The organism is Bradyrhizobium sp. i1.15.2, assembly GCF_040548425.1.
GTDB classification, from domain to species: domain Bacteria; phylum Pseudomonadota; class Alphaproteobacteria; order Rhizobiales; family Xanthobacteraceae; genus Bradyrhizobium; species Bradyrhizobium canariense.
In genome coordinates, this window is record NZ_JBEPRQ010000046.1 from 1 (window position 1) to 24,728 (window position 24,728).

The 24,728-nt window shown below is 64.0% G+C and carries 26 protein-coding genes and 1 tRNA gene; 16 read left to right on the plus strand and 11 right to left on the minus strand.

Annotated elements, in window-relative coordinates:
• Positions 1-312 precede the first annotated feature (312 nt).
• Positions 313-696 carry a hypothetical protein gene (locus ABIB80_RS37585; protein WP_007598700.1) on the plus strand — a complete coding sequence of 128 codons (384 nt, stop codon included), beginning with the start codon at positions 313-315 and terminating at the stop codon, positions 694-696.
• Positions 697-772: 76 nt separating this feature from the next.
• Here ABIB80_RS37585 and ABIB80_RS37590 read toward each other — a convergent pair whose 3' ends face one another.
• Positions 773-1,819, minus strand: a complete 1,047-nt coding sequence (locus ABIB80_RS37590) for a polysaccharide deacetylase family protein (protein WP_007598702.1) — start codon at positions 1,817-1,819, stop codon at positions 773-775.
• Between the two features lie 253 nt (positions 1,820-2,072).
• Here ABIB80_RS37590 and ABIB80_RS37595 point away from each other — a divergent pair, with 253 nt between their 5' ends.
• Both ABIB80_RS37595 and ABIB80_RS37600 read left to right on the plus strand, forming a co-directional pair.
• On the plus strand, positions 2,073-2,399 hold the full coding sequence (locus tag ABIB80_RS37595) for a hypothetical protein (RefSeq protein WP_007598705.1): 327 nt from the start codon (positions 2,073-2,075) through the stop codon (positions 2,397-2,399).
• A gap of 166 nt (positions 2,400-2,565) precedes the next feature.
• On the plus strand, positions 2,566-2,778 hold the full coding sequence (locus ABIB80_RS37600) for a hypothetical protein (protein ID WP_007598706.1): 213 nt from the start codon (positions 2,566-2,568) through the stop codon (positions 2,776-2,778).
• Between the two features lie 25 nt (positions 2,779-2,803).
• Here the strand turns inward: ABIB80_RS37600 and ABIB80_RS37605 are convergent, their stop codons facing one another.
• Positions 2,804-4,492 (minus strand): MFS transporter, encoded by a 1,689-nt coding sequence (locus ABIB80_RS37605; protein ID WP_007598707.1) that lies wholly within the window; start codon positions 4,490-4,492, stop codon positions 2,804-2,806.
• 161 nt (positions 4,493-4,653) lie between these two features.
• Here ABIB80_RS37605 and ABIB80_RS37610 point away from each other — a divergent pair, with 161 nt between their 5' ends.
• The 7 genes from ABIB80_RS37610 (at position 4,654) to ABIB80_RS37640 (ending at position 12,520) form a co-directional block, all read left to right on the plus strand.
• Complete coding sequence (locus tag ABIB80_RS37610) at positions 4,654-6,021, plus strand: hydrolase (RefSeq protein ID WP_219681860.1); 1,368 nt, start codon at positions 4,654-4,656, stop codon at positions 6,019-6,021.
• Positions 6,022-6,055: 34 nt separating this feature from the next.
• Entirely contained in the window at positions 6,056-7,423 is a 1,368-nt protein-coding gene (locus ABIB80_RS37615; protein ID WP_007598709.1) for a cytochrome P450, read from the plus strand.
• 50 nt (positions 7,424-7,473) lie between these two features.
• Complete coding sequence (locus ABIB80_RS37620; protein WP_007598710.1) at positions 7,474-8,883, plus strand: adenylate/guanylate cyclase domain-containing protein; 1,410 nt, start codon at positions 7,474-7,476, stop codon at positions 8,881-8,883.
• A 309-nt stretch (positions 8,884-9,192) separates the two neighbouring features.
• Positions 9,193-9,681, plus strand: a complete 489-nt coding sequence (locus ABIB80_RS37625) for a tellurite resistance TerB family protein (RefSeq protein ID WP_007598711.1) — start codon at positions 9,193-9,195, stop codon at positions 9,679-9,681.
• A 227-nt stretch (positions 9,682-9,908) separates the two neighbouring features.
• On the plus strand, positions 9,909-10,688 hold the full coding sequence (locus ABIB80_RS37630) for an SDR family NAD(P)-dependent oxidoreductase (protein WP_007598712.1): 780 nt from the start codon (positions 9,909-9,911) through the stop codon (positions 10,686-10,688).
• A 127-nt stretch (positions 10,689-10,815) separates the two neighbouring features.
• Entirely contained in the window at positions 10,816-11,610 is a 795-nt protein-coding gene (locus tag ABIB80_RS37635; protein WP_007598714.1) for a glutamine amidotransferase, read from the plus strand.
• Positions 11,611-11,707: 97 nt separating this feature from the next.
• Positions 11,708-12,520 (plus strand): enoyl-CoA hydratase, encoded by an 813-nt coding sequence (locus ABIB80_RS37640; RefSeq protein ID WP_007598716.1) that lies wholly within the window; start codon positions 11,708-11,710, stop codon positions 12,518-12,520.
• Between the two features lie 119 nt (positions 12,521-12,639).
• On the opposite strand, the gene ABIB80_RS37645 is transcribed toward ABIB80_RS37640, so the two are convergent.
• A tRNA-Ala gene (locus tag ABIB80_RS37645) sits at positions 12,640-12,715 on the minus strand.
• Between the two features lie 188 nt (positions 12,716-12,903).
• Here ABIB80_RS37645 and ABIB80_RS37650 point away from each other — a divergent pair.
• From ABIB80_RS37650 to folD, 3 genes are read left to right on the plus strand one after another with little or no spacing between them, the layout of a single operon-like run.
• A complete protein-coding gene (locus ABIB80_RS37650) occupies positions 12,904-13,194 on the plus strand; it encodes a YggT family protein (protein ID WP_007598721.1) in 291 nt (96 codons plus the stop codon).
• A 20-nt stretch (positions 13,195-13,214) separates the two neighbouring features.
• On the plus strand, positions 13,215-13,559 hold the full coding sequence (locus ABIB80_RS37655) for a DUF167 domain-containing protein (protein WP_007598722.1): 345 nt from the start codon (positions 13,215-13,217) through the stop codon (positions 13,557-13,559).
• Positions 13,560-13,569: 10 nt separating this feature from the next.
• Positions 13,570-14,454 carry a bifunctional methylenetetrahydrofolate dehydrogenase/methenyltetrahydrofolate cyclohydrolase FolD gene (folD, locus tag ABIB80_RS37660; protein WP_007598723.1) on the plus strand — a complete coding sequence of 295 codons (885 nt, stop codon included), beginning with the start codon at positions 13,570-13,572 and terminating at the stop codon, positions 14,452-14,454.
• A gap of 37 nt (positions 14,455-14,491) precedes the next feature.
• Here the strand turns inward: folD and ppa are convergent, their stop codons facing one another.
• Both ppa and ABIB80_RS37670 read right to left on the minus strand, forming a co-directional pair.
• Positions 14,492-15,028, minus strand: a complete 537-nt coding sequence (gene ppa / locus ABIB80_RS37665) for an inorganic diphosphatase (protein ID WP_007598724.1) — start codon at positions 15,026-15,028, stop codon at positions 14,492-14,494.
• A 175-nt stretch (positions 15,029-15,203) separates the two neighbouring features.
• Positions 15,204-15,713, minus strand: coding sequence for a GNAT family N-acetyltransferase (locus ABIB80_RS37670; RefSeq protein ID WP_007598725.1), 510 nt, complete (start codon positions 15,711-15,713; stop codon positions 15,204-15,206).
• A gap of 262 nt (positions 15,714-15,975) precedes the next feature.
• Between ABIB80_RS37670 and ABIB80_RS37675 the strand changes: the two genes are divergently transcribed.
• Both ABIB80_RS37675 and ABIB80_RS37680 read left to right on the plus strand, forming a co-directional pair.
• A complete protein-coding gene (locus ABIB80_RS37675) occupies positions 15,976-16,866 on the plus strand; it encodes an alpha/beta hydrolase family protein (RefSeq protein ID WP_007598727.1) in 891 nt (296 codons plus the stop codon).
• A gap of 31 nt (positions 16,867-16,897) precedes the next feature.
• Positions 16,898-17,305, plus strand: coding sequence for a thiol-disulfide oxidoreductase DCC family protein (locus ABIB80_RS37680; RefSeq protein ID WP_354129458.1), 408 nt, complete (start codon positions 16,898-16,900; stop codon positions 17,303-17,305).
• A gap of 90 nt (positions 17,306-17,395) precedes the next feature.
• Here ABIB80_RS37680 and ABIB80_RS37685 read toward each other — a convergent pair whose 3' ends face one another.
• The 6 genes from ABIB80_RS37685 to ABIB80_RS37710 form a co-directional block, all read right to left on the minus strand.
• Positions 17,396-18,643, minus strand: a complete 1,248-nt coding sequence (locus tag ABIB80_RS37685) for a flavin monoamine oxidase family protein (protein WP_354129459.1) — start codon at positions 18,641-18,643, stop codon at positions 17,396-17,398.
• A 200-nt stretch (positions 18,644-18,843) separates the two neighbouring features.
• Positions 18,844-20,670 carry a translational GTPase TypA gene (typA, locus tag ABIB80_RS37690; protein WP_007598731.1) on the minus strand — a complete coding sequence of 609 codons (1,827 nt, stop codon included), beginning with the start codon at positions 20,668-20,670 and terminating at the stop codon, positions 18,844-18,846.
• A gap of 256 nt (positions 20,671-20,926) precedes the next feature.
• Positions 20,927-21,193 carry a hypothetical protein gene (locus ABIB80_RS37695; RefSeq protein WP_007598732.1) on the minus strand — a complete coding sequence of 89 codons (267 nt, stop codon included), beginning with the start codon at positions 21,191-21,193 and terminating at the stop codon, positions 20,927-20,929.
• Positions 21,190-22,620, minus strand: a complete 1,431-nt coding sequence (locus ABIB80_RS37700) for a radical SAM protein (RefSeq protein WP_007598734.1) — start codon at positions 22,618-22,620, stop codon at positions 21,190-21,192. Before ABIB80_RS37700 ends, ABIB80_RS37695 begins: the two co-directional genes overlap by 4 nt.
• Positions 22,601-23,317 (minus strand): prolipoprotein diacylglyceryl transferase family protein, encoded by a 717-nt coding sequence (locus ABIB80_RS37705; protein ID WP_354129460.1) that lies wholly within the window; start codon positions 23,315-23,317, stop codon positions 22,601-22,603. Before ABIB80_RS37705 ends, ABIB80_RS37700 begins: the two co-directional genes overlap by 20 nt.
• Before the next feature lie 80 nt (positions 23,318-23,397).
• Positions 23,398-24,162, minus strand: coding sequence for a Crp/Fnr family transcriptional regulator (locus ABIB80_RS37710; RefSeq protein WP_007598738.1), 765 nt, complete (start codon positions 24,160-24,162; stop codon positions 23,398-23,400).
• A gap of 156 nt (positions 24,163-24,318) precedes the next feature.
• Between ABIB80_RS37710 and ABIB80_RS37715 the strand changes: the two genes are divergently transcribed.
• Positions 24,319-24,720, plus strand: a complete 402-nt coding sequence (locus ABIB80_RS37715; RefSeq protein ID WP_007598740.1) for a response regulator — start codon at positions 24,319-24,321, stop codon at positions 24,718-24,720.
• Positions 24,721-24,728: the final 8 nt, after the last annotated feature.

The window sequence follows — 24,728 nt, forward strand, 5'->3', positions numbered from 1 at the left end:
GCTTTCCACGGCATCTACACCTCCCGCAGAACAAAAGCGGAAAGTGTAACCCATGTGTCCGGTACGAACTGTCACCTATGTCTCGGGTCGCTCACAGCTCATTTGATCTCCGCAAGCCAGGCGTTGTGACCGGCGCATTTGGTCACCATGCGCGCGCTGCGCAGATGAGTCCGGTCGAGCACAGCATTGCATCGCCGTGGCATCACCGTCGGAGGATTCAATATCGCACGGCAGTCTGAGTGATCGTGATCACATAAACTCGCGATCAGCTCCCCTAGTGTCCAGCTCACGCCAAACACGGGGAGATTTCATATGCGCAAGATCATTCTGGTGGCCGCTATGGTGCTGGTCTCTGCCTCTGCCCAGGCCGGAGGCCCGCGCAGCCTGTCGCTGTCCGCGGTGAGCGAGCCGGCTTCGGTTCAGCAAACGGCGCCAGCGCTTGCTGCCGCGCCGACGCAGGTGAGCGAAGCAGCGCCAGCCGCCGAAGCTCCGAAATATCTCGATCGGCCGCCGGCGGTTTCGCTTACGGCGCCTGCGGCGGCCGCTGCACCGACCACCACGACGACCTCAGCGCCCGCGACGACGATCCAACCCGCCGCGAAGACGACGGCCAAGGCAGACAAGCCGAAGCACAAGCGCAGCTGGACCGAAGGCCGCATCATCAGCGAGCTGCATCGTCACGGCATCTACTGGTAAGGCGCTCGCTCTCAAAAAGCATATGGCCGGGACAAGCCCGGCCATGACGCAAGAGATTTGGATCGGACTGGACGCGCTACTGCGAAACCGTCTGCACCACGCTCCCGATCGGACGTGCGCTCGAGGTCGGCACCTTCAGGTCCTTCAGCAATGCCTCGTCATATTCTGGCAGCGACTCGAGCGTCGTCTTGGCCTTCATCTGCACGACCTTGTAGCCGCCGGCCTTGAGCCGCGCGAGCAGTGCAGGCATGGCTTCGCCGGTATGCTTCTGGAAGTCGTGCATCAGGATGATGCCCTTGCCGAGCTTGTCGAGCCTGGTCATCACGGTCTCGATGATCTTCTCCGGCGTCGCGCCCTTCCTGAAGTCGAAGGAGTCGATGTCGGTCGAGAACATCGCGACGTTGCGGGTGCCGAAATAGCTCACGATCGCCGGATTGTGCTGCAGCTGCGGGAAGCGGAAGAACGGTGCCGGGTTGGTGCCGAGCGCGTATTTCACGGCGCTAACACCCTTCTCGACCTCGTCCTTGGCCATCTGCTCGGTCATCTTCTTGCCGTTCAGGTTGACGTGCGACCAGGTGTGAGTGCCGACCGTGTGGCCCTGCGCCAGCACCTGGCGAAGGATTTCCGGATGGTAGGTCGCATGCTTGCCGACCGAGAAGAACAGGCCCTTGGTGCATTCATCCGCGAGCGCCTTCAGCACGGCGGGCGTGTTGACCGGCCAGGGACCGTCGTCGAACGTCAGCACGACCTCCTTGTCGGTGAGGAAGTCGAACTGCTTGAAATGATCGAAGCCGAAGCCCGGACCGCCGGTGGTGTCGATCTCGACCACGCGGGAGACGCCGAGCGCGTTGGGATTGGCGCAGGTCGATTTCTGCTGAACCGGCATCGGCGCGGGTGCGGCGGCCGGGGCGGCTGCCGCCGGTTTGGCCGCAATCGCCGCCGTGGTCGTGACGTCGTCCTTGGCGGCGAGCTTCGCCTGTGCCGGCAATTGATCGGCGGCACGGGCGGCAATCGTCTTGGGAGCGGCCTGGTCGGCGCGCGAGGAATAATAAAACCAACCGCCGGCGGCAATCACGACCGCCGCAACTACACTGGCCAGCATCAGGCCCAACGCATTACGCATCGCCATTCTTTCCAATTACGCAACCAAACCGGCGGAATTTCCCGCTCGACGAGCCATTAATGCGAAGGAACAGTTAACGTGACACCAACACGACAGCGGATATGAAGGAATTTCAGCGAGGTGCGCCAACGTGACCATAGTCACAGAGGGTGGGCCTCCCGTGACCGTCATCACAGTGGAAACTGTTTTGCTGGAGCATGGTCGATCCCATCAACAACGGGCCCGCTTCCAGCGGTGCCAATGGGAGCTTCAAATGACCAACTCGCTGAACACCAAGTCTCTGAACACCAAGTCCTTGAGTAGCAAGATCCGCGACACCAGCCTGGCTCTGGGCTTTGCCGCCATCCTCTCGATCGCCTCGACCGGCTCCAGCTTCGCCTTCTCGTCCGAAGCCCAGCAGCAGTGCACCGGCGACGCTTTCCGCCTGTGCTCGTCGGAAATCCCGAACATCCCGAAGATCACGGCGTGCATGATGAAGCATCGTTCGGATCTGAGCGCCGGTTGCCGTGCGGTGATGGACAAGGACCTCGCCAAGGGCGGCGCGTCACGCAAGGTCGCTGACGCCCAGGACGCTCAGTAACAGTAACGATAGCGTCGTTGCGTCGGTTAGCTCCCCTCGCGATGTGCCCCGGCGTCAAGCCGGGGCCACGCGGCAGCGCAAGCCCGCCTGCCAATAAAGCCGTTGCGGCTTCGGGATCGTCGCTCTAGCTTCGCCCGCACATCTTCCGGGTAAGAGGCATTACGCGATGACCAGATTTCTTTTCATCATTCCATTGATCCTGTTTGCATCGGCTGCGTCCGCGCAGCAGCCCGGTCACGACGCCTGTGCGCGCGATGTGACGCGCTTCTGCCGCCCGGTGATGAACAATGGCGATCAGGTTGTGCTCGCCTGCCTCAAGCAAAACCGTACGCGGCTCACCAAAGGCTGCGAGAAGGTGCTGACGGATCACGGGCAGTAAGACGTCGCTACGGACTCGCGAAACCCTACGTGCTGCTTCCCGCCGCAGTGGCGACCACGGGCAGCACCTCACTTGCTGCCTGGTCCGGCGTCTCCTCTTTCCAGCGCACCGAGCCGAACGGACGCTCGAGCATGCGGCGGATCCGCACCGGATCGGGGCCGATGTGGAAATCGATCGCCTCCTGATGCAGAGCGCGTTCGGACTGGGTCGAGCGGTTGCGCTGGCGTAGATAGTCGAGCCAGGTCGGACAGTGGTAACGCTCGGTCCACAATTCGGGATCGGCGATGTCGCGCGCGATCGACCAGCCGTAAGCACCGTTGCGCTGACGAGAGAGCTGCACGTCCTGCATCACGTTGTGAAAGGCGCGGGCGTTGTCTTGGGCGACGCGGTATTCGATCTCGACCACCAGCGGCCCGCTGCGTGCCGTGAGCGACAGTTTGACTTCCGGATCCGCTAGCAAATCGGCGTCTTCGTTACGGGCGCCGACGCGCGGCATCGTGAGCCAGATCCCCAGCACCGGCGAGATCAGCATCAGGCCGGCAGCCGTCAGCAGCGCGACCTCGACGCCGGCATAGTCGGTGAGATGGCCCCAGCCCCAGGCGCCGACCGCGATGCCGCCCGAAATCGAGGCCTGGAACGCCGCGAGCGAGCGGCCGGCGACCCAGCGCGGCGCCGAGAGCTGCACGCCGATATTAAACAGTGCGACGGCGGCCATCCAGACCGCGCCGGCGAGCACCAGGGCAGCCGCGGTCAGCACCGGCTCGGTGCTCACGGCGAGCGCAGCCATCGCAAACGCCATCGAAATGGTGCAGGCGCGGATCGCGGCTTCGCCGCTCATGCGCTTGCGTAACTCGTGGATGTTGAGCGCACCGACCACGGCCCCCATCCCGAAGGCGCCGAGCATGATACCGTAGGTCTGCGCGCCGCCATGCAGCAGATCGCGCGCGACCAGCGGCATCAGCGCCATGATGGCGCCGCCGATCAGGCCCATCACCAGCGTGCGCAACAGCACGATCTTGATCGGCGGCGAATTGGTGATGTAGCGGAAGCCCGACACCATGGCGCGGTTGAGCTTCTCCCGCGGCAGCCGCGAGGGCTCGGTGTTGCGCCGCCAGAGCAGCAGCACCACCAGCAACGGCAAATAGAGGATCGCGTTACACGCAAACGCCGCCACCGCACCGAGCGCGGCGACGATGACACCGCCGACCGCCGGACCGAAGCTGCGCGCGATGTTGTAGCTGATGCCGTTCAGCGCGACGGCCGACGGCAGGGCATCGGGCGGCACCTGCTCGCTGACCGAGGATTGCCAGGCCGGGCCGAACAGCGCGTTGCCGCTGCCGACCACGAAGCAGAACGCGAGCAGCGTTTCCGGAGAAATGTAGTTGAACCAGGCCAGGACCGTGAGCGCGGTCGCGCCAGTCAGCGCGATCATGAGCGCGATCAGGGTGACGACGCGGCGATCATACATGTCGGCGATGGCGCCGGCCGGCATCGAGATCAGCATGATCGGCAGCATCAAAGCGGTCTGCACCAGCGCCACCTTGTCCGCCGAGGCCGCCATCTGCGTCATCGCCCAGGCGGCGCCCACGCCCTGGATCAGTAGGCCGAGATTGGAGAGGAGGCTGGCGAGCCAGATGCGCCGGAACACGGTGTACCGCAGCGGCGCCATGATGCCGTCGGTCGCAATTTTCTGGCGGTTCGTCTGCTCGGTCATATCCCCTTCCAGATGGGCTGGCAGAAGTAGTCTTGAAGTCGTCTTGGAGTGGTCTTTGGGCGATTCCGGCAAGTTCAGTGATGCCTGCGAAAGTCCTTCGCTGTCCAGTGGTTAGGCCGGTATAAGCGGTGCACAGAGATGGTTTTGCGGCGGAGGAACAGATGAAGCTGTCACGACGAATGATCATGCTAGGGGCCGGCAGCTTGCCCTTCGCAATTGCGAGCTTGCGGACGGGCGCGTTGGCTCAACCCGCGCCCGCTGCGCCGAGCGAGGTGCCGCCGATCCTGTTCGTCCACGGCAATGGCGAATACGACGCGCTCTGGATGACGACCTTGTGGCGGATGGAATCCAACGGCATCGCGCGCGACCGCATGATGGCGATCAATTTCACCGATCCCAATGCACGAAGTGACGACAAGGTCGAGCAGGCGGGTCGCTCCTCGACCGAGGACCAGCGCCGCGAGCTCGCCGCCGCCATAGCCGATTTGAAGCGTCGCACGGGTGGGTCCCGCGTGGCGCTGGTCGGCAGCTCGCGCGGCGGCTATGCCATCCGCAACGTCATCAAGAACGGCGGCCCCGGCGGTGTCAGCCATGCCGTGCTGTGCGGCACGCCCAATCACGGCGTGTTCGCGACCGACGACCAGCTCAACAGCGAGTTCAACGGCCGCGGCGCGTTCCTGCGCGGCTTGAACGAGGGCGAGAGCGAGGTGACACCGGGTGTTGCCTTCCTCACCTTGCGCAGCGACGGCATGGACAAATACGCGCAGGCCGATGGCCGTTTCATCGGCAAGCCCGGCACGCCGACCGGCGTCAACGTCGAAGGTCCGGAGTTGAAGGGGGCGGCCAACCTCGTGCTCGGCGCGCTCGATCATCGCGAGGTGGCGTTCCACCCCCGGGCCTTCCGCGAGATCTACAAATTCATCGCCGCCCGCGAGCCCGCGCGAATCGCGATTGTCCCGGAGCAGAGCGTGAAGCTGAGTGGGCTTGTTACCGGCGCGCCCGGCGGCGTGTCGACCAACCGGCCGGTGGCCGGCGCAACCGTCGACGTGTTTCGGGTCGATCCTGAAACCGGTGAGCGCAAGGGCAACGCCGTCCACAGTGCGAAGACCGGTGCCGACGGCCGCTGGGGACCGGCGCAGGTCGAGCCTTCCTGGTCGCTCGAATTCGTCGTCGCATCGCCGGATGCGCCGACGACGCATATCTACCGCTCACCCTTCCCGCGCTCGTCGGACGTCGTGCATCTGCGCGCCGCGCGTCCGCTCGGGCCCGCGGACAAGGACGCCGGGGCTGTGGTGATCATGTCGCGTCCGCGCGGCTATTTCGGCCTGCCGCGGGATGTGGTGCTGCTCGACGGCAAGGAGCCGGCGGACGTCAAATCGGGTGTGCCCACAGATTCGACAGCAACACTGCGCCTTCCGGCCGGCGAGGTGGGGCGTAACATCGTGGCCCAATTTGGCGAAGAACGAATTGTGGCACGCGCCTGGCCTGCCTCCGAGAACAGGATTGCGATTGCCGAGCTGACTTACTAGCTAATTGCCTGCGTCACCTCTGCGGGAGCGAGCCATGAACATCGCCAGCGTGCGTCGGCCCATCGTCCCTCCGACCCCGCCGCGTGCGCCCGACGACATGTCGTTCCTCGGCCGGCTAGCCGTGATCAAGCGGAACATGATCGCGACCTGGGGCCAGCGCGCCTACGAGGAAGACGTCATCGAGGGCCGCTTCTTCTTCCGCAACAGTTTCATCCTGAACCAGCCGGATGCGATCCGGCATGTCCTGCTCAGCAATTACGAGAATTATTCGCGTACCCCGGCGGGCATCCGCATGCTTCGTCCCGTGCTCGGCGACGGTCTTCTGATTGCGGAGGGCCATTCGTGGACGTTTCAGCGCCGCACTCTCGCGCCGGCGTTCACGCCGCGTGCGACGGCAAATCTCGTTCCGCACATGACGGCGGTGCTCGACGAGACCATCGCGAAGCTCGACGGACGGACGAGCGAGCCGGTCGATCTGCGCGAGATCATGCAGCGTATGACGTTGGAGATCGCCGGACGCACCATGTTCTCGTTCGGCATGGACCGGCATGGTCCGACCTTGCGCAACTTCGTCATGGAGTATGGAGCCCGGCTCGGACGGCCGTACTTGCTCGACATGGTGCTGCCGCTGTCCTGGCCGAGCCCGATGGATTTTGCCCGCGCCCGTTTCCGCAAGCGCTGGACTGAATTCGTCGCGATACTGATCGCCGAGCGGCGGGAGATGGGCAAGAAGGACGGTGCGCCGCCGCGCGATCTGTTCGATCTCATGGACGAGGCGCGGGACCCCGAAACCGGCAAAGGCTTTTCGGACGAGCAACTCGTCGACGAAGTCGCAACCATGATCCTCGCGGGTCACGAGACCACGGCGACCGCGCTATTCTGGGCGCTCTATCTGCTCGCGCTCGATCCCGATACGCAGGAGGAGATCGCCTCCGAGACGCGAGGCGAACATCTCGACAGCATGGCCGACATCGATCGCCAGAAGTTCACCCGCGCCGCGATCGAGGAGACCATGCGGCTTTATCCGCCGGCCTTCCTGATCGCCCGGGCCGCGCGCGAGAAGGACAACGCGGCCGGCGTCGCCATCGGCAAGGGCGACATCATCATGATCGCGCCGTGGCTGCTGCACCGGCACGAGAAGCTGTGGGATCAGCCGAACGCGTTCATTCCAAAACGCTTCATGTCGACGGAAGCACCCGATCGGTTTGCCTATCTGCCCTTTGGCGCGGGTCCGCGCGTCTGCGTCGGCGCACCATTCGCGCAAGCCGAATCCGTGCTGGCGCTGGCCCGGCTGATCGGTGCGTTCCGTGTCGAGCTTGCCGATACCAGCCCTGTCATTCCGCTCGGCGTCGTCACGACCCAGCCGGACCGTTCGCCGCTGTTCCGCATCACGCGTCGGTGACAGGCGTTCGCCTGGCGGACGGCGTGATCCACACCAGATAGAGTTGCGCCATGAGCGATATCCAGGCCCAGTTTTCCGTTCTGAAGCAGACCGCCGATGCGAAAGTGGTCGACGCGATCGCGCGCCTCATCGAGGACGGCGAAGATCACGAGCTCAACCGCGTCAATGCCCTCGATTTCGCGAAGCAGCACGGTCTCGATGAAGAGCACGCGATCTCGGCATTCCTGCATTCGGCGCGGCTCGGCCTGTTCGATCTGGGTTGGAATGTGCTGTGCCCGGGCTGCGGCGGCGTGTTGGGTGCGCACTCGACCCTGAAGGCGCTCAAGCCCGATGATTATCATTGTGCGCTGTGCGCCTGCGGCTACAAGGCCTCCGTCGATGATCAGGTCGAAGTCTCCTTCACCGTCAATTCACGTGTCCGGCGCATTGCGGCGCATGATCCTGATACGCTTCCGGTGTGGGAGTACTTCAAGCAGGTGTTCTGGAGTTCCGGCGTCGACTTCAACAAGGAATCGTTCGCGACGCTCGCCAACGAGGTGACGCTGGATACGATGGAGCTGCCGGCCGGCGAGAAGGCGACCATGTCGCTGCAACTGCCGAACGATTTCATCATCATCTTCGAACCGGTGACTCACGCGGCCCATTTCATCGACGTGCAGGGCGAGCCGACCAAGGACCGTCAGCAGCTCGCCATCATGTACAACAGGGTGCAGGCGCCGACGGGAACCACGACCATGCGGCCGGGCCCGCTGCGGCTGTCGCTGGAGAACCAGGCCGGCGTACGCGTGCTGCCGTCGGTCTTCATCGCGGCCGAGGCACTCCATCACCTCATCGGCAAGCGCAAGCCGTTCCTGACCGCCAAGCGGATGCTGTCGAACCAGACGTTTCGCGACGTGTTCAAGGCGGACAATCTCAGTCTCGACCAGCGGCTCCAGATCACCTCGCTGACCTTCCTGTTCACCGATCTGAAGGGATCGACCGCACTCTATGAGCGCGTCGGCGATCTCGCCGCCTTCGACCTCGTGCGCGCGCATTTCCATGCACTGCTCGAGATCATCTCGTCGGAGAAAGGCGCGGTGGTGAAGACCATTGGCGACGCCGTGATGGCGACCTTCGTCCGTCCCGAGCATGCGATCGCGGCGGGTTTGCGGATGCGCGCGGCGATGGACGAGCTCAACAAAAAGCGCGGCACCGCCGATCTCATCGTCAAGATCGGCATCCACGAGGGTCCGTGCCTCGCGGTGATGCTGAACGAGCGGCAAGATTATTTCGGCCAGACCGTCAACATCGCCGCTCGCGTGCAGAGCCTCTCGACCGCGCAGGAGATCCACATCACCGGCCCGGTGCTCGATGCACCGGCAGTCGCCGAAGTCCTCAAGCAGCGCGAAATCAGGCCGATCCAGAAGCAGGCCGCCCTGCGCGGCATCGCCGACAAGATGGTGGTGTACGAGATACCGTGAGGTGTTGCCCCCCACATCGTCCTGGCGAAGGCCAGGACCCATACCGCGGAATCTATCGATTGCGGATGGTCGGCGTACCGGACCACAACCAGTCTTCGCCAAACTACACCCTGGGGTAATGGGTCCTGGCCCTTCGCGAGGACGACGTCGGAGAGACGATTTAGCCGCCCTCCAGAAACCAACGCTCCCAGATTGCCGAAACGTAATGCGGCGCGCGGAACTGACGCACGTTGCGCCGGTTGGGTTTCCTGCTCATATAATGCTGGTAGCAGTCGCGCTCCGCGGCTTCATCGATTTCGGTAGGACCTTATGCTCGACGGCCTGCGCCAATTCATCGCCGACATTGTTGCTCCCCATGCCCAGGACCGCGCATTCGGTGACAGTGATTACCGGCTGGCGGCGACCGCGCTGCTCGTTCACGTGATCTCGCTGGACGGCCAGCCGACTGCTGCCGAGCAGCGCAAGTTGCACAGTCTGATCGAAAGCCACTTCGGGCTCGATCGCGGCACCGCGGATCGCCTGATCGCGGATGCGACGGAGGTCGAGGGCGAGGCGGTCGACCTCTATCACTTCACCAGCATCATGATGCGCTCGCTCGACGAAGAGGGCCGCAAGCGCGTCGTCCAGATGATGTGGGAGCTGGTCTACGCCGACGGCCAGGTTACCGAGTTCGAGGATAATGTGGTCTGGCGCGCTTCCGACCTGCTCGGGATTTCGCAACGCGACCGGATCGACCTGAAGCACGCGGTCGCAGATCGTGCCGGCGGCCAGGTCAAGGACGACGCGGTCGGTGGGTGATCCGTGCCAACACCGCCAATTGACGGTTGTGCAGGTCACATGACGAAACTTTAATGTAGCCTCGGGCTGTCCGGGTTCCGGATTTCTCCTGTAAATCCGTGGTTTGCCTGCTTCCCCCGTTTCCCGCTCAAGTGGCTATGCGGCGGCGCCGCTTGCCTGTCGCGCTCGGCCTATGCTCTCGTTCCAGCATTCCGGGGCCAAAAACTTCAATTCAAGAGATCTCGATCGTGACTGAGCGGGTAACGTTGATCACCGGTGCCTCGGCGGGCATCGGCACGGAGCTGGCGCGTGTGTTCGCCGCGAACGGACACCGTCTTGCGCTGACGGCGCGACGCGCGGACCGGCTCGAGGCGCTCGCGAACGAGCTCGCCGCCAACGGCGGCAAGAAGCCGATCGTGATCGCCTGCGATCTCCAGGACGCGGATGCCGGCGAGAAGATCGCCGCCGCACTCGCTGCCGAAGGCGTCGAGCTCGACAATCTCGTCAACAATGCCGGCTTTGGCGTATTCGGTGACGCAGTTGAGCGCGACCGCGTCGAGCAGGTCGGCATCGTGGACGTCAATGTCCGGGCTCTGACGGATCTGTCGCTTCGCTTTGCCGATCAGCTGATCAGGAACAAGGGCGGTCTTCTCAACGTCGGGTCGGTCGCCGGCTTTCTGCCCGGCCCCGGCATGGCCGTCTATTACGCGTCCAAGGCTTATGTCATTTCCTTCACCGAGGCCTTGCGGGCGGAGCTTGCACCGCGCGGCGTTCGCGTCACCGTCCTTTGCCCGGGCCCGGTGCCCACCGAATTCCAGGCCCGCGCCCGCGTTGGCTCCGGACATGATACGGCCCTTCTCAATGTTCCTGCCGCCGAGGTCGCACGGCAGGCCTATCGCGGCCTGATGGCCAACAAGCGGGCAGTGCTCCCCGGTCTGGGCATCAAGATCGTGCCATTCGCGCTGCGCTTCTTCCCGCGCGGCTTCATTCTGTCTGCCACCAGCTGGTTTCAGAGGCAAAGACACTAAAGCGAGCTCTCGGTCGGTCATGGCCCGGAGCTTGCTTTCTATCGGGTGGGTGTGTGCGCAAACTCACACGAAATTAACGATCGCTTAGTTATGCTGGCGGTCTGAACCGATAGCACTCGCAGAGACCATGTCGTTCCGGACGAACAGGTTTGGTGGCGCAGAAGTGGTGCCCTTCCCCAGAAGGACGCCGGACGTCGCCGCCTCCGAAACCCGGTTGCCGGTTCTGATCATCCTGCATCAGGAATCCTCAACGCCTGGCCGCGTCGGTAATGCGCTGCGCGCGCTCGGCCATCGTCTCGACATCCGCCGTCCCCGGTTCGGCGATCCGCTGCCCGAGACCCTCGACCAGCATGCCGGCGCTGTGGTCTTCGGCGGTCCCATGAGCGCGAACGATCCCGACGACTACATCCGCCGCGAGATCGACTGGATCGAAATTCCGCTCCGCGAACAGCGGCCGTTCCTCGGCATCTGCCTCGGCGCGCAGATGCTGGCGAAGCAGTTGGGGGCCCGCGTCGCGCCGCATGCCGACGCGCTGACCCAGATCGGCTACTATCCGATTCGCCCGACAGCAGCGGGACACGGGCTCTGCCCGAATTGGCCGGCGCGGGTCTATCATTGGCATCGCGAAGGCTTCGAGTTGCCGGTTGGCGCTGAACTGCTTGCCGAAGGCGATGATTTTCCGGTGCAGGCATTCCGCACCGGCAACGCTTTCGGCGTGCAGTTCCATCCCGACGTGACCTACGCGATGATGCATCGCTGGACCACCCGGGGCTATGACGGTCTCAGCGCGCCCGGCGCGCGACAGCGGCATCATCATTTCGCGGACCGTGCGATCTACGATGCCGCGGAACGCGCCTGGCTCGATCATTTCGTCGACGGCTGGCTGACGCGCCGGCCGTTGCTGGCGCAGGCGGCCGAGTGATCGCGCCTTAGCACAAGCTCTTCTCATCCCCTTGTATGGTAGGCTCGTTGCCAACGTGCGCGCGCGTAACTGCGCCGGCAAACAAAGGGAGAGCGCCATGGGCTACGAACACATTCTCTATGAGGTCAGCGACAAGGTCGCGACCATCACGCTCAACCGTCCCGACCGCATGAATGCGTGGACGCCCATCATGGAGCGCGACGTGCGCCATGCGATGGAAGCATCGAGCGCCGATGACAACGTCCGCGTCATCGTCATCACCGGCGCGGGCCGCGCTTTCTGCGCCGGTGCCGACATGGACGCGCTGAAGGGGCTCGACCCCGATGATGTCAGGCGCGCGTCGAACCTGCCGCCCTTCGACATGAACCGGCGGCCCGACTGGCAGACGCGCTATGGCTTCTACCCGTCGATCGGAAAGCCTGTCATCGCCATGCTCAACGGCGCAACCGCCGGCATCGGCCTCGTCCACGCGCTCTATTGCGACCTGCGCTTTGCCGCCGACAACACCGTGTTCACCACCGCCTTCGCGCGGCGCGGCCTGATCGCCGAGCACGGCATCAGCTGGATGCTGCCGCGAATCGTCGGCCACGCCAATGCGATGGATCTGTTGCTCTCGGCACGCCGTGTTTCGAGTGACGAGGCGCTGCGGATCGGGCTGGTGAACCGGCTCTGCTCGCCCGAGAAGCTGCGCGAGGAGACTTACGCCTATGCGCGCGACCTCGCCGATTTCGTCTCGCCGAGCGCGATGGCCGTGATCAAGCGGCAGCTCTACGAGGTGCCGTTCCAGACGCTGGCGGAGGCGACGATCGAAGCCAATCGGGACATGATGGTAGCGCTGAACGGCAGCGATTTCCGGGAGGGAGTCGCGAGCTTCATGGAGAAGCGGCCGCCGAGGTTTACGGGGAAGTAGGAAGGATTCGTCGGCAGTCCGTCTTCGCCCTGCGGGCTACGCCGCGGCAGCCTTCGCTCGTTTCGCTACGAGGGACTGTCCGGGCTTGCCGAGCCGTAGCTCGCGAAGCGAGCGAAGGCTGGTGGAGCCAGGCGGGATCGAACCGCCGACCTCGTCATTGCGAACGACGCGCTCTCCCAGCTGAGCTATGGCCCCTTTTGTAGGCCGCTCTGGTCAATGCGGCCGACAACCGGGCGCCATTTAAGTCCCCGCCAAGGTCAAGTCAAGGACGGCTGTAACCCGGTTTTAGCCATCCCGGCACCGACTTCCCTTGTTTGGACCGGGGGGAACCGATATCTAGCAAAAGACGTCAATCCCGACCGAAGCCAGAGTTTTTAAAAGCCATGCGTGCCGTTCTCGACATCGTCATCATCGTGCTCGACCTCTACGTCTGGCTGCTGATCGCGTCCGCGATCCTGTCCTGGCTGATCGCCTTCAACGTCGTGAACACCCGCAACCAGTTCGTGTCGGCAGTGGCGGAGTTCCTGTACCGGATCACGGAGCCGGTCCTGGCGCCGATTCGCAATTTCCTGCCCAGCCTCGGCGGCCTCGACATCTCGCCGATCATCCTGATCCTGCTCATCATGTTCATCGAGCGGGTGATCCTGTATTACATCTACCCGAACGTGATCTAAGCAGGCTGGAGCGCCCTGGGTTGCCAAAGAACCTTGTCATCAAGGAACCTTGGCGTTACGGGGCCGCAGGTATCAGCATCGCGCTGCGGGTGACGCCGCGCGGCGGCCGCGACGATATCGACGGGATCGAGCAGCTCTCCGATGGCCGCAGCGTGCTCAAGGTGCGTGTGCGCGCTATCGCGGATGGCGGCGAGGCCAATAAGGCCGTTCTGGTGCTGCTGGCGAAATCGCTGGGCGTGCCGAAGGCCAGCGTCAAACTCCTGTCGGGAGCGACCTCGCGGCTGAAGCAGATCGCGGTCGACGGCGATCCGGCGCGGCTCGGCGAAGCGCTGCGCCTGCTCGCATCAGCCAAATCGACGGACTGAGGGAACTGACATGACCGCCAAGATCATCGACGGAAAAGTCATCGCCGCGGAACTTCGCGCCCGCGTCGCCGACGAGGTCGCACGCGTCAAGCGCGAGCACAATCTGGTACCGGGCCTTGCGGTCGTTCTGGTCGGAAGCGACCCGGCCAGCGAGGTCTATGTGCGCTCGAAACACACCCAGACCCAGGCCGCCGGTATGGCCTCGTTCGAGCACAAGCTGCCGGCCGACGTCTCGCAAGCAGATCTCCTGGCGCTCGTCGCAAAACTTAACCGCGATCCCGCCGTGCACGGTATTCTGGTGCAATTGCCGCTGCCCAAGGGCCTCAACACCGAGGCCGTCGTCAATGCCATTGATCCCGCTAAGGATGTCGATGGGCTGCATCCGAACAATGCCGGCCGCCTCGCCGGCGGCTTCGAGGCGCTGTCGCCCTGCACGCCGCTCGGCTGCATCATTTTGACCAAGAGCGTGCATGCCTCGCTCGAAGGCATGAACGCCATCGTCATCGGCCGCTCCAACCTCGTCGGCCGCCCGCTGGTGCAGCTGTTGCTGAACGAGAACGCCACGGTGACCATCGCGCATTCGCGCTCGCGTGACCTGCCCGGGCTCGTGAGGCGCGCAGACCTCGTCTACGCCGCGGTCGGAAAGTCCGAGATGGTGCGCGGCGACTGGCTGAAGCCGGGGGCGACCGTGATCGACGTCGGCATCAACCGGATCCCGAAGGACGACGGCAAAACGCGTCTCGTTGGCGATGTTGCCTATCAGGAAGCGCTCGCCGTGGCTGGCGCCATCACGCCGGTGCCGGGCGGCGTCGGTCAGATGACGGTCGCGTGCCTGCTCGTGAACACCTTGCGCGCGGCCTGCGCGATCGCAGGGCTGCCGAAACCGGCGGTGTAGTTCACCTCGCCCCGCTTGCGGGGCGAGGGAGCAGAGCTCAGGCGTTCTTCTTCTTCTCGCGATCGATGCCTTCGAGGATCAGCTTGTGCGCATCCTCCGGGCCGCCCCAGCGCAGGATCTTCACCCACTTGCCGGGTTCGAGATCCTTGTAGTGTTCGAAGAAGTGCTGGATCTGCTGGAGCGTGATATCCGGCAGGTCGGAATACGACTTCACCTTGTCATAGCGCTGGGTGAGCTTGGACGAGGGCACCGCCAAAATCTTCTCGTCGCCGCCGGCCTCGTCTTCCATGAACAGCACGCCGACCGGACGCACGCTCATGACCGCGCCGGGGATGATGGCGCGGGTGTTGATGATGAGGACGTCGCAGGGATCGCCGTCATCGGACAGCGTGTGCGGGATGAAGCCGTAGTTTCCGGGGTAACGCATCGGAGTGTAGAGGAAGCGGTCGACCACCAGCGTGCCGGCTTCCTTGTCCATCTCGTATTTGATCGGTTCGCCGCCCACGGGGACTTCGATGATGACGTTGACGTCGTTGGGTACGTTTTTCCCGATCGAGACCGCATCGATACGCATTCAAGGCTCCGTTGTTGCCGAGGTTAAATCGCACCCGGCAGCGATTTTGGCGCTGTCATACGCGGGCTTGGCCCGCCGATCCATCGCGTTTTTGGGAAATAATGAATCCGGCGATCACCGGCTCAAGACAGCGGTATCGACGGAAGGAAAGCGCTGCCGGCGGGACTTCAGCAGCTCAATTGGTCCAAGCGAAGGCAACCTTGTCGAGCGACTTCGGCCCGAAACGCTCCGAGGAGCGCGCCACCATGCGGCCGCCCAGGGCGCGGTAGAACTCGGTGGCCGGATCGTTGTCCGAGAGCGCCCACACCACCATGCTCTTCAGGCCGCTCTGCATCAGGTCGCGGCGGGCCGCGGTGAATAGGCGGCGACCAAAGCCCAGGCCCTGGAATTCGGGACGCAGATAGAGCTCGTAGACCTCGCCGTCGAAATGCAGGCTGCGGGCGCGGTTGCGGCCGTAATTGGCGTAGCCTGCGATCTTGTCGCCGAACACCAGCACGCTGACGCGGCTGCCCTTGCGGATCGCACTGTCCCACCATTGCGGACCGCGGCGGTTGATCAGCTTCTCCAGTTCGGCGCCGGGAATGATGCCCTGATAGGCGGAGCGCCAGGCTTCGTCATGGGTGGACGCCACCGCAGTTGCATCTGCGGCTTTGGCCGGCCGGACCTCGATCAGGGTTGTGCTCATGGACGTGATCAAACCAAGTCGCCGCGCCGGCGGCAAGACCTATCGTTAATTATCGGTTAACGTGTGGACTTTCTGCATCAGTATTTGAACCATGTTGTACCGAAAAAAGACAAGACGCCGATTCGAATGGCACCGGGGTGCTCTGCGCCGGTGCAAAACCGCTTTGCGGCAACGAATGGACGGCAATGGCAACGCAGAAAGTCTGCCGATATTGATTCGTTCCTACTAGTGTGACCGTCGCAGTTCTCGCCTCCGGCAATTCATGCGGCTCCTCAATATCTTCGTGCTTCTGCCTTTGTTGGCCTTGCTGACTGCGTCGCCTGTGTGCGCTCAGGTCACTTTTGGTTCGTCCGGAGCGGAGGGCGATCCGTTTCGCCGGCAGCAATGGCGCGTGCCATCGCCGGATACCGACATCGCCGCTCATGCCCTGCTGTTTCGCCCGCCGGGTGCCGGCCCGTTCCGGCTTGCGGTGATCGCGCACGCATCGACGCAAAATGCCTTGCGACGCGCGCAAATGCCCCAGCCGGAATACCGCGCACTCACGGCATTCCTCATCGCGCGCGGCTTCGCCGTGCTGGTGCCGGAACGGCTCGGCCATGGCACAACGGGCGGGCGCTATATCGAGGACCAGGGTGGCTGCGACGAGGCGGACTATGTGCGCTCGGGCCGTTTAACGGCCGACGAAATCGCGCTCGCGCTGGACGATGTGCGAAAGCAGGATTTTATCCGCAAGGACGCTGCGATCGTGATCGGCCATTCCGCCGGCGGTTGGGGCGCGCTGGCGCTCGCGAATGCCGATCCGAAGGCGATCTCCGCCATCATCGCCCTTGCGCCGGGCCGCGGTGGCCATGCCAATGACGAGCCGAACCGGATCTGCGCGCCGCATACGCTTCTCGCGGCGGCGGCGGAATTCGGCAAGGCCGCGCGCATCCCCGTCACGTGGCTCGTTGCCGTCAATGACAGCTACTTTGCACCGTCATTTTCGCTTGCGTTGGTCGACGCGTTTCGGCGCAGCGGCGGCAAGGTCGAGTTCCGTGCGCTGCCGGGCGTGGGCAGCGAAGGGCACTGGATGATCGAGAGCGAGGCCGGCGTCAAATCCGCGAGTGCCGAACTCGATCGCGCTCTGAAGCCGGCGGCTGGCAAAAAGCCATGACGCTGCATTTCCTGATATTGGATAATCGCTGATGCCCAAATGGCCTGACGATGACGTCATCCTGTTCGATGGGGTCTGCATTTTCTGCTCGCGCTGGGTCCGCTTCGTCGCCAAACGTGACACGGCGAAGCGATTTCGCTTCACGCCGATCCAGTCTGACTATGGCGCCCGGCTCGCGCGCACGTTCGGCATCGATCCCGCTGATCCCGACACCAACGCCGTGGTTCACGGCGGCGAGGTGTTCATGAAGTCGGACGCCGCGCTGACGGTGCTGTCGCAGCTCCCCGGCTGGGGTTGGGTGCGCGCGTTGTTCGCCGTGCCCAAGCCGCTACGGGACCCGCTCTACAATCTCGTCGCGCGCAACCGCTACCGCATCTTTGGCAAGTATGATTCGTGCTTCGTACCGGATGCCGATTTGCGGGCGCGGGTGATCGAGTAATTCGTCATTGCGAGCGCAGCGAAGCGATCCAGGCTGCCGCTGCGGAAAGATTCTGGATTGCTTCGCTGCGCTCGCGATACGAGTGTGTGGTTACGGTTTGCCCAGAACTCCTAGCGCTTCCTGTGCCGCCCGTTCGCCGCTGTCCCTTGCCCCGTGCGCCGTCGAGAAAAAATTCGGCGACGTCGCTTCTCCTGCAAAGAACAGCCGCCCATCCACAGGTGCCGCCAGCACGGCGCGGTCACCGGCGTGGCCCGGCAGCGCGTGCGAGTAGGAGCCTCTCGCGAAGGGGTCGTGGGCCCAGCGCGACTCGTAGAGCGGCTTCAGCTTTCGCCTGATATCGTTGCCGAGAAGGCCTGCGATCTCGTCGATGCCCTGCGCGGCAATCGCGCCTTCGCCGGCGTCTTCCAGTCCGCGTGCAAAGCTGCCGCCGAAAAAGCCTTCGATGCAGGGCTGGCCGAATGGGCGGATATGATAGGTGCCCATGTCGGTGCGCATTGTGGCGCCGCGCAAATTGCCTTCCTTCGGGAAGGCCTCGGCATCGTCGAGCGCCAGCGTCACCTTGTCGTCGACCCCGAGCGGCAGGCCGGCTGCGGCATCGACCTTGGCGGGGGAAGGTGGCGAGAACCGGATGGCCTCATTGGCGATGAGATTGGTCGGCACGGTGACGATCACCTTGTCGGCGATCAGCGTGCCCCGGGAGGTTTCGACGCGGATGCGTTGGCCGGAATGATCGATCACCGTGACGTTGCAGTTCAGCGCCACCGGGCAGGGCGCGCCATAGGCCGCGATCAGAGCGCCGTAGCCGCGGCGGACGCGCCAATTGAGGTCGCTGTCCTCATAGGCGTCCCAGTCCAGTGTGGACATGTCCTTCAGTTCGCAGCCGTTGATATAAGTCGAGATCGCGTCGATCATGGGATTCCAGCGATTGCCAGGCTCCAGGCTCAGGCTGGCCGGCTCGTCCTTGCCTTTCTGCGCGGCCTGCCAGAGCCGCTCGTAGAATGCGTCCATCGCGCGCATGAACTCGTCGCGCTGGCTCTGCGGAAACGCGTTGCCATAGGCGCGCTCGCGCCACGGCGGCAGGTCCTTGTTGACCTCGAAACCGAGCTGATTTGCGATCGCGGCAAAGGAGTTCTGGTCCGCCGAATGCAGCCAGCCGCAGCCGACGTCGAAGGTCACCTCGGGCGAGGCCTGCACCGTCCAGGCTCGGCCACCAAGCCGGTCGCGCGCCTCGAGCACGATCACGGAGAGGCCGGAGCCTGCCAGCGCATGCGCCGCGCCGAGGCCGGCGGCGCCCGCACCGATGATCGCGACGTCAACGGAGGAGGGAAGGGAGCTCATGGGCGGGCTCTAGCACGTTCGCAAAGAGTGCTGAAGCCGGGCGGACACACAGCTCACGTGTCCCGGACGCGGTGCGGCGTGTAACGCCGCTCCGCAGAGCCGGGACCCAAGGTGATGTGGAGGTTGTGAGAGTAACTGGGCCCCGGCTCAGCAGCGCATCACTGCGTGCTGCGCTGCGTCCGGGGCACGAGGGCGGTAGCTTAAGCCACCGCTTCCTTGGATTTTTCCGCGCGCTTGCGCTCGTTCGGGTCGAGGTGCCGCTTACGCAGGCGGATCGACTTCGGCGTGATCTCGACCAACTCGTCGTCCTCGATATAGGCCAGCGCCTTTTCCAGGGTCATGCGGATCGGCGGGGTCAGGCGCACCGCTTCATCCTTCGACGTGGTTCGGATGTTGGTGAGCTGCTTGCCCTTGAGCACGTTGATCTCGAGGTCGTTGTCGCGGGTATGCTCGCCGACGATCATGCCCTTGTAGACCTTCCAGCCCGGCTCGATCATCATCGGGCCGCGATCTTCCAGCTTGAACATGGCGTAAGCCACCGCTTCGCCCTGGTCGTTGGAGATCAGCACGCCATTGCGGCGGCCCTGGATCTCGCCCTTGTACGGCGCGTAGCCATGGAACAAACGGTTCATGATCGCGGTGCCGCGGGTATCGGTGAGCAGTTCGCCCTGGTAGCCGATCAGGCCGCGCGTCGGCGCGTAGAACACCAGCCGCAGGCGGTTGCCGCCGGACGGCTTCATCTCGATCAGCTCGGACTTGCGCTCGCTCATCTTCTGCACGACGACGCCGGAATGCTCTTCATCGACGTCGATGACGACTTCCTCGATCGGCTCCAGCGTGGCGCCGGTGGCCTCGTCTTTCTGCAGCACGACGCGCGGACGCGACACCGAAAGCTCGAAGCCCTCGCGGCGCATGGTCTCGATCAGGATCGCGAGCTGCAATTCACCGCGGCCCGAGACTTCCATCGCGTCCTTGTCCGAGGCTTCGACGACCCGCAGCGCGACGTTTCCTTCGGACTCGCGCAGCAGGCGGTCGCGGATCATGCGGCTGGTCACCTTGTCGCCTTCGGTGCCCGCGAGCGGCGAGTTGTTGACGATGAAGGACATCGAGACGGTCGGCGGATCGATCGGCTGCGCCACCAGCGGGGTGTCGACCGACGGATCGCAGAAGGTATCGGCGACTGTGCCCTTGGTCAGGCCGGCGATCGCGACGATGTCGCCTGCCTCGGCTTCGTCGAGAGGAGTGCGCTCAATGCCGCGGAAGGCGAGGATCTTGGTGATGCGGCCGGTCTCGATGGTCTTGCCGTCGGCGCCCAGCACCTTCACGGCCTGGTTCGGCTTGATCGAGCCTGAGGAGATACGGCCGGTGATGATGCGGCCGAGATAGGGGTTGGCCTCCAGAATGGTGCCGATCATGCGGAACGGGCCTTCCTCGACGGTCGGCGGCGCGACATGACGCACGATCAGGTCGAACAGCGGCTGCATGCCGGCTTCGTGCGACCCGTCCGGGCTCTCGGCCATCCAGCCTTGCTTGGCCGACCCGTAGAGGATCGGGAAGTCGAGCTGCTCCTCGCTGGCGTCGAGCGCCGCGAACAGATCGAACACCTCGTTGATGACTTCGGTCGCCCGCGCGTCGGGACGGTCAACCTTGTTGATCACGACGATCGGCTTCAAACCGACCTTGAGCGCCTTGGAGACCACGAATTTGGTCTGCGGCAGCGGGCCCTCGGCGGCGTCGACCAGCACCAGCGCGCCGTCCACCATGTTGAGAATGCGCTCGACCTCGCCGCCGAAATCGGCGTGGCCGGGGGTGTCGACGATGTTGATGCGGGTGTCCTTCCACTGCACCGAGGCCGCCTTGGCCAGGATGGTGATGCCGCGCTCGCGCTCCAGATCGTTGGAGTCCATGGCGCGCTCGGTCACCTTCTGGTTCTCGCGATAGGTGCCGGATTGCTGGAGGAGGCGGTCGACCAGAGTCGTCTTGCCGTGGTCGACGTGGGCGATGATGGCGATGTTGCGAAGGTTCATGAGTGAGCTTCTTTGCGGTCGGACAATGGGTTAAGCGCGATCTCGCCGGTCAGACCGGGACCTCTTCTCGAAACAACGCTTGAAGACTGGAAACGGGGCGCTTTCCGCCCAAAAGGGAAAGCCCGGCATATCGACCGGGCACCCTACGCGTTGCGGCGCAATATAGGCAAAAACGGCCAAAAAACAATGTGTTCTTTGGCCGTTGGTTGATTGAATTTTGTCCGGGGATTCCCGGGGGTTAGGCGAAAAGCCGCCCTCAGCCGCGCCGGCCCTTGATGGCGGCCCAGATCAGGGCGACCCCGCCCAGCCCCACGACCAGGCCCAGGAACACCAGGGGCGCGACGTCGGAATCGATCCGGCCTCTGTCGGATATGGAGATTCCGCCGAACAGGAGTGCACAGGCGCCGGGCAGCAGCAGGATGATCCCGAAGATCGCCATGAGCGCGGTCAGGCAGCCGCTGCGCTTGTTCGGCGGGGCAGGAGGCGGTCCCGGAGGGGCTGGCGGCGTGTCGCTGATGCTCATGCCTGCAGGACTCCTTCGGTTGACTGCGCCGCCAGTTCGGCGCGGATGCCGTCGATCTTTCCGTTCCGGTAGAACAGATTGTAGGTGTCGAACGGAATGATCGCGCCGCTCTCGGTGACGAAATGGATGCAGCTGCGCTTGACGTTGCCGACGCAGAAATTGAAGCGGTCGAGAAACTGCACGATGGTGACGCGGAATACGTTCTCGTACGTGATGCCCTGCGGTACCTCGAAGCTCGGCAGGCAGCACAACAATTCGCAGACGCGCTCGCTGGTGTTCAGCGGCCCCGAGGACAGCGAAAACAGATCGATGAATTTCTCCCTCAGCGCCGGATGCTTCTCCGGGCTTATCGTATTGGGCAACAATGCGACGAGTTGCTCCTGCGGGATCAGCGAGGTCAGCGGCAGCACTTTGTCGCCGTTGCGCAGGCCGTACCCGATCGAGATGCTTTCGGGGTTGCAGGGCAGCGGGATCATGTCCTTGTCGCCGAACACGCCGGTTTCGACCACGCGCTTGCGGATCTCCGACAGCATGATGCGGTCGGTGTTCTTGTCGAAATTCTCGTTGCGGCCGGCATCCTGCACCGGCTGCAGCGTGACGCCGCGAACGCACTTCCAGGTCAGCGCGTGGCGAACGATGTCGCCGATCTCGGCATCGTTGACGCCGCGCTTGATGGTCGCCACCAGCGTGGTCGATACGCCGTAATGCTCGAGATTTTCCAGCGCCTGCTGACGGATCTTGCGCAAATCGGCGCCGCGCAGATTGATCAGCGCGTCGCGTTCGAGCGAGTCGAACTGGAGATAGACCTCGAGCCCGCGCTTGTTCTCGGCGAGCCGCGCCACGAAATCCTTTTCGCGGGCGATACGCAGGCCGTTGGTGTTGATCATGACATGGCGGATCGGGCGGGCGCGCACCGCATCGAGGATCGCGAAGAAATCCGGATGCAGCGTCGGCTCGCCGCCGGAGATCTGCACCAAATCAGGCTCGCCCTCGCTCGCGACCAGCGCATCCAGCATTCGCTCGATCTTGGCCAGCGGCGTGAAGCTGGTCCGCGCCGGCGAGGAATCGGCAAAGCACACCGGGCAGGTCAGATTGCAATGCTCGGTGATCTCGATCAGGGCCAGGCAGGAATGCTGCTCGTGGTCGGGACATAGGCCGCAATCGTAGGGGCAGCCGAATTCGGTATGCCGTTGAAAGGCTAGCGGCCGGTCGCCGGGCTTGATGAAATCCTTGCACAGGCGCCAATAGGCTGCGTCCGTCGAGACCAGCGTGGACTGGACGCCATGCTCCTTGCAGCGCTTCTCGTACCAGACCTCGTTGTCGAGGATCTGGATCTTGGCCGGCACCAGCTTCAGGCAGGTCTCGCAGAGAGATTGAGTCTGGCCCCAGAAGATATAGGGGCGCGACTTACGCAACGGCGCGTTCATGCATGGGTCTCGCTTTGGGCGCTGTCGCCAGCATGACGACGGCGTAGAGCAGGATGGACAGCGACAGCAGGTGAAACAGCGTGAAGGGGCCGATCAGCGTGCCGTAGGGCTTGAGGAATTCCCACAGAAAGCGCTGTGCGCCATAGTAGACGAGGACGAGGTAGAAACCATTGGTGATCACAAACCCGCTCCGGTTCAAGACCGCCAGCACGTAGAGCAGCGCGAATACACCCATCGCGGCGCTTTCGTACAGCTGCACGGGATGCCGAAGGATGCCGTCGCCGAAATCATGGCCCCAGGGCCATGCCGCCGGCGTGCCGTAGGTGAAATCGTCAAGGCCCGCGAAATAGCAGCCGAGCCGGCCGATCGCGATGCCGAGCGCCAGCGGCAGCGCAAAACGGGCGCCGGTTCGCACCGTGATTCCTGCGGACCATTTGTAGAGCTCGATCGCCGCGATGCCCCCGGCGAGCGCGCCCTCGACCGAGCGCGCAATGCCGCTCTGGCCCGACAGCCACAGATTGGCGGAGCCGAACAGATAGGCGCCGAGGCCCGCACCGAACACCAAAGCGGCGAGGTAGGACCGCTCGAAGGATTGCGCCGGAAACCGCAAGCCCTGTCGCGACAGCCAGTAGAGTGCCACGGCCGCAGCCATCCATGCTGCGATGTCGAAGAGAGTGTGAAGGAAAGCCCCGATCATGCGGGGGACATTAGCCCAGGTTCCCGCCCGGCGGGATAGTGCGGCCGCTTCTTATCCCCGAAGAGGAGCGAGGCAGGTGGCTAGCCGGCTTGCCGCTCTTCGGTCGGATAGACCCCGCGCAGCACCTCTTCGAAGTGCAACTTCACGGCCTCGTTGCACATGCAGGCGCGCAGGCGCAGGCCCTCGCGGTTGCGGACCAGGATCGATCCGCGCCGCGTGTCGAGCACGCCTTCTGCCTTGAACGACTGGAGCACGCGGCTGGCATAGCTGCGGCCGACGCCGAGCAGCGTCGCGAGCTGTTCGTGCGTCAGAGGCACGCTGCTCTCATCGCCGGTCCGCTCCATCGCCGCCAGCATCCATTTGGCGGTGCGCTGCTCGATCGAGTGAATGGCGTTGCAGGCGGTGGACTGGAAAATCTGCGCCAGCATGCAGTCGGCGTAGCGAGCGAAGACATGGCGCAACGAGGGCGAGCGCTGCTTGGCGGCCTCCAGCTTGCCGACGTGAATGCGCGCAAACGGCCCGCCGAATTTCACGCAGATCCGGGTGTAGGCCGGTAAAAATCCTTCGCTGACGATGCCGCCCACCGCGCCTTCGCGGCCGACCAGGATGGTCTCGACATCGCGGCCGTCCTCATTGGGAACGAGGAAGGTCGCAAGCGATGGTCCGCAGGGAAAGTGGACGACCTGGACGTCATCGCCGGGGTTGTAGAGCAATTCATTCGCCGCGGCGCTTTCGAGCATGACATGTGGCGCAAGCAGGGCGAAGTCGGCCGGGCTCAAGCGCCGCAGCAGATTGTTGGTCGGCCGGCTGTCGATCTCGGTGGCGTTGCTGGTCCGCGCGTCCATCTCAAACTCCCATCCGCCTCCACCTTAGCGAGTTCCGTCGAGGTCCTGTGTGCACAAGTGGACAGACCTAATAACTGTAATGTGGTGGGTTTCGTTCCGGGAACCCTCCGCGCTGGGTGCAGGCGTCGTGACCGGGATCCCAGTCAGAGAAACCTCATGCTCCAAGTTACGATGATGGCACCCGCCGTTTCCGATAGTTCAAATTGTCCTGCCGATGTTCTCATCGTCGAGGACGATCCGATCATCGCGATCGACTTCGAGGATCGCCTGCTCGGATTTGGCGTGAAGAGCGTGCGCACGGTAGGTTCAGTGGCGCAGGCGCTGGCCGCGATCGCGGCGCGCGTCCCCGGATTCGCCTTGCTCGACGTCGGATTGAGTCGCGAGAACAGCTTTGCGGTGGCCGAACGGCTCGCGGCGCTGAAAATTCCGTTCGTCTTCGTCACCGGCTATGGCGCCGACGCGCGCATCCCGCCGGAATTCGCCGGCCAGCCGCGTCTGCAGAAGCCGTGTTCGAGCGACGCGCTGGAGGCGGCGCTCCAGGTCCGCGCGGCGGACTAGCGATACGG

Bases quoted from the DNA above. Each gene is read 5' to 3' on its own strand.
- ppa (WP_007598724.1), bottom strand. From the start codon at position 15,028: ATGCGTATCGATGCGGTCTCGATCGGGAAAAACGTACCCAACGACGTC.
- ABIB80_RS37710 (WP_007598738.1), bottom strand. From the start codon at position 24,162: ATGGACGCGCGGACCAGCAACGCCACCGAGATCGACAGCCGGCCGACC.
- typA (WP_007598731.1), bottom strand. From the start codon at position 20,670: ATGAACCTTCGCAACATCGCCATCATCGCCCACGTCGACCACGGCAAG.
- ABIB80_RS37650 (WP_007598721.1), top strand. From the start codon at position 12,904: ATGCGTGCCGTTCTCGACATCGTCATCATCGTGCTCGACCTCTACGTC.
- ABIB80_RS37685 (WP_354129459.1), bottom strand. From the start codon at position 18,643: ATGAGCTCCCTTCCCTCCTCCGTTGACGTCGCGATCATCGGTGCGGGC.
- ABIB80_RS37605 (WP_007598707.1), bottom strand. From the start codon at position 4,492: ATGACCGAGCAGACGAACCGCCAGAAAATTGCGACCGACGGCATCATG.
- ABIB80_RS37675 (WP_007598727.1), top strand. From the start codon at position 15,976: ATGCGGCTCCTCAATATCTTCGTGCTTCTGCCTTTGTTGGCCTTGCTG.
- ABIB80_RS37715 (WP_007598740.1), top strand. From the start codon at position 24,319: ATGCTCCAAGTTACGATGATGGCACCCGCCGTTTCCGATAGTTCAAAT.
- ABIB80_RS37610 (WP_219681860.1), top strand. From the start codon at position 4,654: ATGAAGCTGTCACGACGAATGATCATGCTAGGGGCCGGCAGCTTGCCC.
- ABIB80_RS37680 (WP_354129458.1), top strand. From the start codon at position 16,898: ATGCCCAAATGGCCTGACGATGACGTCATCCTGTTCGATGGGGTCTGC.
- ABIB80_RS37670 (WP_007598725.1), bottom strand. From the start codon at position 15,713: ATGAGCACAACCCTGATCGAGGTCCGGCCGGCCAAAGCCGCAGATGCA.
- ABIB80_RS37620 (WP_007598710.1), top strand. From the start codon at position 7,474: ATGAGCGATATCCAGGCCCAGTTTTCCGTTCTGAAGCAGACCGCCGAT.
- folD (WP_007598723.1), top strand. From the start codon at position 13,570: ATGACCGCCAAGATCATCGACGGAAAAGTCATCGCCGCGGAACTTCGC.
- ABIB80_RS37600 (WP_007598706.1), top strand. From the start codon at position 2,566: ATGACCAGATTTCTTTTCATCATTCCATTGATCCTGTTTGCATCGGCT.
- ABIB80_RS37705 (WP_354129460.1), bottom strand. From the start codon at position 23,317: ATGATCGGGGCTTTCCTTCACACTCTCTTCGACATCGCAGCATGGATG.
- ABIB80_RS37695 (WP_007598732.1), bottom strand. From the start codon at position 21,193: ATGAGCATCAGCGACACGCCGCCAGCCCCTCCGGGACCGCCTCCTGCC.
- ABIB80_RS37640 (WP_007598716.1), top strand. From the start codon at position 11,708: ATGGGCTACGAACACATTCTCTATGAGGTCAGCGACAAGGTCGCGACC.
- ABIB80_RS37615 (WP_007598709.1), top strand. From the start codon at position 6,056: ATGAACATCGCCAGCGTGCGTCGGCCCATCGTCCCTCCGACCCCGCCG.
- ABIB80_RS37625 (WP_007598711.1), top strand. From the start codon at position 9,193: ATGCTCGACGGCCTGCGCCAATTCATCGCCGACATTGTTGCTCCCCAT.
- ABIB80_RS37585 (WP_007598700.1), top strand. From the start codon at position 313: ATGCGCAAGATCATTCTGGTGGCCGCTATGGTGCTGGTCTCTGCCTCT.
- ABIB80_RS37635 (WP_007598714.1), top strand. From the start codon at position 10,816: ATGTCGTTCCGGACGAACAGGTTTGGTGGCGCAGAAGTGGTGCCCTTC.
- ABIB80_RS37595 (WP_007598705.1), top strand. From the start codon at position 2,073: ATGACCAACTCGCTGAACACCAAGTCTCTGAACACCAAGTCCTTGAGT.
- ABIB80_RS37700 (WP_007598734.1), bottom strand. From the start codon at position 22,620: ATGAACGCGCCGTTGCGTAAGTCGCGCCCCTATATCTTCTGGGGCCAG.
- ABIB80_RS37590 (WP_007598702.1), bottom strand. From the start codon at position 1,819: ATGCGTAATGCGTTGGGCCTGATGCTGGCCAGTGTAGTTGCGGCGGTC.